Raw genomic sequence first — 4,641 nt, 5'->3', positions numbered from 1 at the left:
CCGAGCCGCTCGAGCGCTTTGCTGGCATAGTCGGAAAGTTTCAGTGCGAAATTGGCCAGAATGCGGTCGCCGGCCTCGATCAGCACCACGCGCGTCTGCCGCGTGTCGATGTTGCGGAATTCGCCGCGCAGCGTGTCATGCGCCAGCTCGACGATGGTGCCGGCAAGCTCGACGCCGGTCGGTCCGCCGCCGACGATCGCAATGGTCAGCAACGCCTGGCGTTTGGCGGGATCGGTCTCCCGCTCGGCCTGTTCGAAGGCCAGGAGAATGCGGCGCCGAATGGTGGTGGCGTCCTCCAACGTCTTCAGGCCAGGTGCGAACGGTTCCCATTCGTCATGGCCGAAATAGGCGTGGCGGGCACCGGTGGCGAGCACCAGCGTGTCGTAGGCGACCGCGCTGCCGTCATCGAGCAGCACGCGCTTGCCGGCGCGGTCGACACCGGTGACATTGGCGAGCAGCGTCGTCACATCCTTGCGCTTGCGCAGGAGGTGGCGGATCGGCCAGGCAATCTCGGAAGTGGCCAGCGCCGTCGTCGCCACCTGGTAGAGCAGCGGCTGGAAGAGGTGATGGTTGCGCTTGTCGATCATGGTGATACGGACCGGCGCGCCAGCAAGTGCACGGGTGAACTCGAGGCCGCCGAAACCCGCGCCGACAACGACGACATGATGCCTAGCTTCGTTCATTTCGTTCACCCCGATAGCAAGATTGCCTGTCCTGGATGTAGGTATTTTTGTGCAATGCAACAACAGATGGACAGTGCCCGAGACTCGTCGTTGCATGTCGTGAATGCACATGTTGTATCGTATCGCGAGGTATAGCGTCATCGAACACGCGCTGAGGTGAGGCATGGCCAACGATCGTGACGACGATGCTCCGGCGCAATATTCTTCGCCGCCCTGTTTCATGCACGAACTCGATCCGCAATTCCGTGCGCCTTCGAGCGACTGGACCGATGTGAGACGCTGGCGCAAAGCCGAGCGCGAACGCCTGATCGCCGCGCGTCTTGCTGTTTCGGCCGACGCCCGAACGGTAATGTCGCAAAGCATTGCGGAAAGCCTCGACGCGATGATCGGCGAGATCGCCGGGCGCATGGTCAGTCTCTATTGGCCGTTTCGCGGCGAGCCGGATTTGCGGCCTTGGATGGCGTCCATAAACGAACGCGGCGGCCGCACCGCCCTGCCCATCGTCATCGAGAAGGGGCAGCCGCTGATCTTCCGCGTCTACAAAGCGGGCGACCGGCTGGAGAAAGGTGTCTGGAACATCCCGATCCCGGCCGAGGGCGATCCGGTGCTGCCGGACATCGTCATCTCGCCGATCGTCGGCATCGATCCCCAGAACTACCGCCTGGGGTATGGCGGCGGTTTCTTCGACCGTACGCTGGCAGCGATGCCGTTCAAGCCGCTGGTCATCGGCGTCGGCTACGAATTGCAGCGCATCGCGACCATCTACCCGCAGCCGCACGATATCCCGATGGATCGGGTGGTAACGGCGGTCAGCTAGCCCAGGCCCCACAGGGTGGTTAGCGGCCTGTCAGCAGCCAGGTTGTCATGGTTCGTCTCGATGGATCGCAGAGGCATTCGGGATTGACCCAAGGCACCCACCTTCGTCATCCACGGGCGAAGCAGGAGCGAAGCTCCGTCGCGGAGACCCGAGGATCCATGCCGTGACCTTGACCAAGGAATGCAGCCGAGCAGAACTCTGCACCGTAGTGACGCTTTGAAGTCGCGGCATGGATCCTCGGGTCTGCGCTGCGTCGCTACACTCCTTGCTCCGCCCGTGGATGACGAAGTGACGCCCGTTTCCGCAAATCGAAGGCAGGTGGTTTGTCTATGCAGCGACCCGTCAGAACTTCTGTGTCGAGGAACTAGGCCATCTCCGGCTTCATGCCCATGGCCGTACGGTCGACGATCTCACGCAAGGCGAACGACGAATTGATCTTGGTCACATGCGGCATCGCCGACAGCCATTCCTTGTGGATTCGCTCATAGTCGACGAGATCCTTGGCCGCGATCCTCAGGATGTAGTCATATTCGCCCGACATCAGATGGCAGGACAGCACGTTCGGGCAGCGTTTGATCGCCGCCTCGAAATCCGACAGAGTCTTCTCGAACTGTCCCGACAGCGATATGTGCACGATCGCCGTCATCTGGTGGCCAAGTGCTGTATTGGAAAGCCGGGCATGATAGCCACGGATGGTTCCGGATTTCTCCAGATTGTCGAGCCGGCGCGAACAGGCCGACTGCGATAGGCCGACCTTTTCGGCAAGTGCCGCGTTGGGTATCCTGCCATCCTTCTGCAATGCCTCAAGAATGGCGATATCAATCCTGTCGAGCGTCATTATTCGTGAATCCTGCGAATATCTTGTTATTTCGCGCAACGATTATCGAAACCGGCCGGTTGGCGCAAGCGCATTCGCAAACACCTGCGCAACGATTCGTGGTTCACTCCATCCATACAGGGAACGAGCCCAAAGGGCCGGATCAGGAGAAGAAAATGCGCGTCGGCTGCCCCAAGGAAATCAAGAACCACGAATACCGCGTCGGCCTCACTCCCGGCTCGGTCCGCGAATATGTCGCCCATGGCCACGAAGTGCTGGTCGAGACCGGCGCCGGGGCCGGCATCGGCGCCGATGACAACGCCTATCGCGCCGCCGGCGCCACGATTGCCAAGACGGCCGCCGAGGTGTTCGCCAGGTCGGACATGATCGTCAAGGTCAAGGAACCGCAGCCCAGCGAATGGGCGCAGCTTCGCGAAGGCCAGATCCTGTACACCTACCTCCACCTGGCGCCGGATCCGGAGCAGACCAAGGGCCTGCTTGCGTCCGGCGTGACGGCAATCGCCTACGAGACTGTGACCGACGACCGTGGCGGCCTGCCGCTGCTGGCGCCGATGTCGGAAGTTGCCGGACGCCTGTCGATCCAGGCCGGCGCCACGGCGCTGCAGAAGGCCAATGGCGGCCGCGGTGTGCTGCTGGGTGGCGTGCCCGGCGTGCTGCCCGGCAAGGTCACCGTGCTCGGCGGTGGCGTCGTCGGCCTGCACGCGGCCAGGATGGCGGCCGGCCTTGGCGCCGACGTCACCATCATCGACCGCTCGATCCCGCGCCTGCGCCAGCTCGACGACCTCTTCGCCGGCCGCGTCCACACCCGTTACTCGACTGTCGAGGCGCTGGAAGAAGAGTGTTTTTCAGCCGACATCGTCGTCGGCGCGGTGCTGATCCCGGGTGCCGCGGCACCAAAACTGGTTTCGCGCGAAATGCTGTCGGGCATGAAGAAAGGCTCGGTGCTGGTCGACGTCGCCATCGACCAGGGCGGCTGCTTCGAGACTTCGCACGCCACCACTCATGCCGAGCCGACCTATGAGGTCGACGGCGTCATCCACTATTGCGTCGCCAACATGCCGGGTGCCGTGCCGGTCACTTCGGCCCACGCGCTCAACAACGCGACGCTGCACTATGGCCTGCAGCTTGCCGACAAGGGCCTGAAGGCGCTGGTCGACGATCATCACCTGCGCAACGGCCTCAATGTCCATAAAGGCAAGATCACCAACCGGGCAGTCGCCGAGGCGCTCGGCTACGAACTGGTCGAGCCGAAAGCCGTACTTGCCGCCTGATTTTTCGCGAAAACAGCTCCTTTCAATCCAGCCCGCCGGTTCCAAGCCGGCGGTTTTTTTCTTGCGAGCCTGTTTTTCAGGCAAAGCTTGGTGTCGAAACACGTGACGCAACGGCACTTTGCTCATCATTGTTGCATATTTGTCATTCCCGTACCGGCCGACTCCCTGCTAGAGACATTCTGGGTTTATTCATTGGGGTACGGGCATATGTTCATTCGCACATCCGCGAAATCTTTTCTTCTTGGTGCTGTTTCTGCTGTAGCTTTGATGTCTGCTGCTCATGCAGCTGACGTCGTGCAACCGGTAGAAGAAGCTGCCGGCTTTAACTGGAGCGGCCTCTACGTTGGTTTCGGCGTCGGTGCCGGTGCCAACGTACACAAGCTCGGCAGCGATTTTATTCCAATCTCGCTGAACGGCATTGGTGGCGAAGGCGTCTATGGTGAGCTGACGGTTGGCTATGACTATATGGTCTCGCCCCGGTTCCTCATCGGAGGTCTGCTGGACGCTCACGTCGGCAACATCGGGACCACGCTGGACATTACGGGGTTCGACGCTTCGATCAAGGAAACCTACGGTTTCGACGCTGGCCTGCGTCTCGGCTACCTCTTGACGCCGAACACTCTGGGTTACGTGCTGGGTGGCTATTCCTGGCAGAAGTACAAGCTCGATACGAACGCCGGCTTCGACTTTGATTGGGATCAGAGCGGGTATTTTGTCGGAGGTGGCATCGAAACGGCCATCAACAGCAATTGGACGATCAAGACTGAGTATCGCTATACGCGCTTCGGGACCAAGGACGATCTTCTTTCCGACGCTGGCCTTGTCGGAGTTCCGGACGGTCTCCTCAATCTTGACACCTCGCGCCATACCTTCCAGATCGCAGCCAATTACCGTTTCGGTGCGCAGAACGGCGGCGGTGCTGCTTTCGAGACGCCAGCCTACAACTGGACCGGCTTCTACATCGGCGGCGCTGGTGGCGCCGGTGCATCCGTGCATCAGATCAACGTTCCGCCGCTCGGCGACCTGGAATTC

Annotated in this window: 5 protein-coding genes; 3 read left to right on the top strand and 2 right to left on the bottom strand. The window is 61.2% G+C overall.

The genetic code is table 11. The features are described 5' to 3' along the window. Nucleotides 1–683, bottom strand: a 683-nt coding sequence (locus EOA19_RS35900; RefSeq protein ID WP_245486210.1) for an FAD-dependent oxidoreductase, incomplete at its 3' end; no start/stop codon positions are given. Between the two features lie 163 nt (nt 684–846). On the opposite strand from EOA19_RS35900, the gene EOA19_RS18685 reads away from it, so the two are divergent. Next, a complete protein-coding gene (locus EOA19_RS18685; RefSeq protein WP_128304443.1) occupies nt 847–1,500 on the top strand; it encodes a 5-formyltetrahydrofolate cyclo-ligase in 654 nt (217 codons plus the stop codon). A 364-nt stretch (nt 1,501–1,864) separates the two neighbouring features. Here the strand turns inward: EOA19_RS18685 and EOA19_RS18680 are convergent, their stop codons facing one another. Then, nucleotides 1,865–2,338, bottom strand: a complete 474-nt coding sequence (locus EOA19_RS18680) for an Lrp/AsnC family transcriptional regulator (RefSeq protein ID WP_023812056.1) — start codon at nt 2,336–2,338, stop codon at nt 1,865–1,867. A 155-nt stretch (nt 2,339–2,493) separates the two neighbouring features. Between EOA19_RS18680 and ald the strand changes: the two genes are divergently transcribed. After that, complete coding sequence (gene ald / locus EOA19_RS18675; protein WP_023812057.1) at nt 2,494–3,609, top strand: alanine dehydrogenase; 1,116 nt, start codon at nt 2,494–2,496, stop codon at nt 3,607–3,609. Between the two features lie 207 nt (nt 3,610–3,816). Then, on the top strand, nt 3,817–4,641 hold an 825-nt coding region (locus tag EOA19_RS18670; protein WP_164892960.1), incomplete at its 3' end, for an outer membrane beta-barrel protein.

Origin of the sequence: Mesorhizobium sp. M7A.F.Ca.US.010.02.1.1 (assembly GCF_004023085.1) — a bacterium.
Taxonomy (GTDB): domain Bacteria; phylum Pseudomonadota; class Alphaproteobacteria; order Rhizobiales; family Rhizobiaceae; genus Mesorhizobium.
The sequence above is the reverse complement of the archived record's forward strand: the minus strand, read 5'-3'. Positions and strand labels throughout refer to the sequence as shown.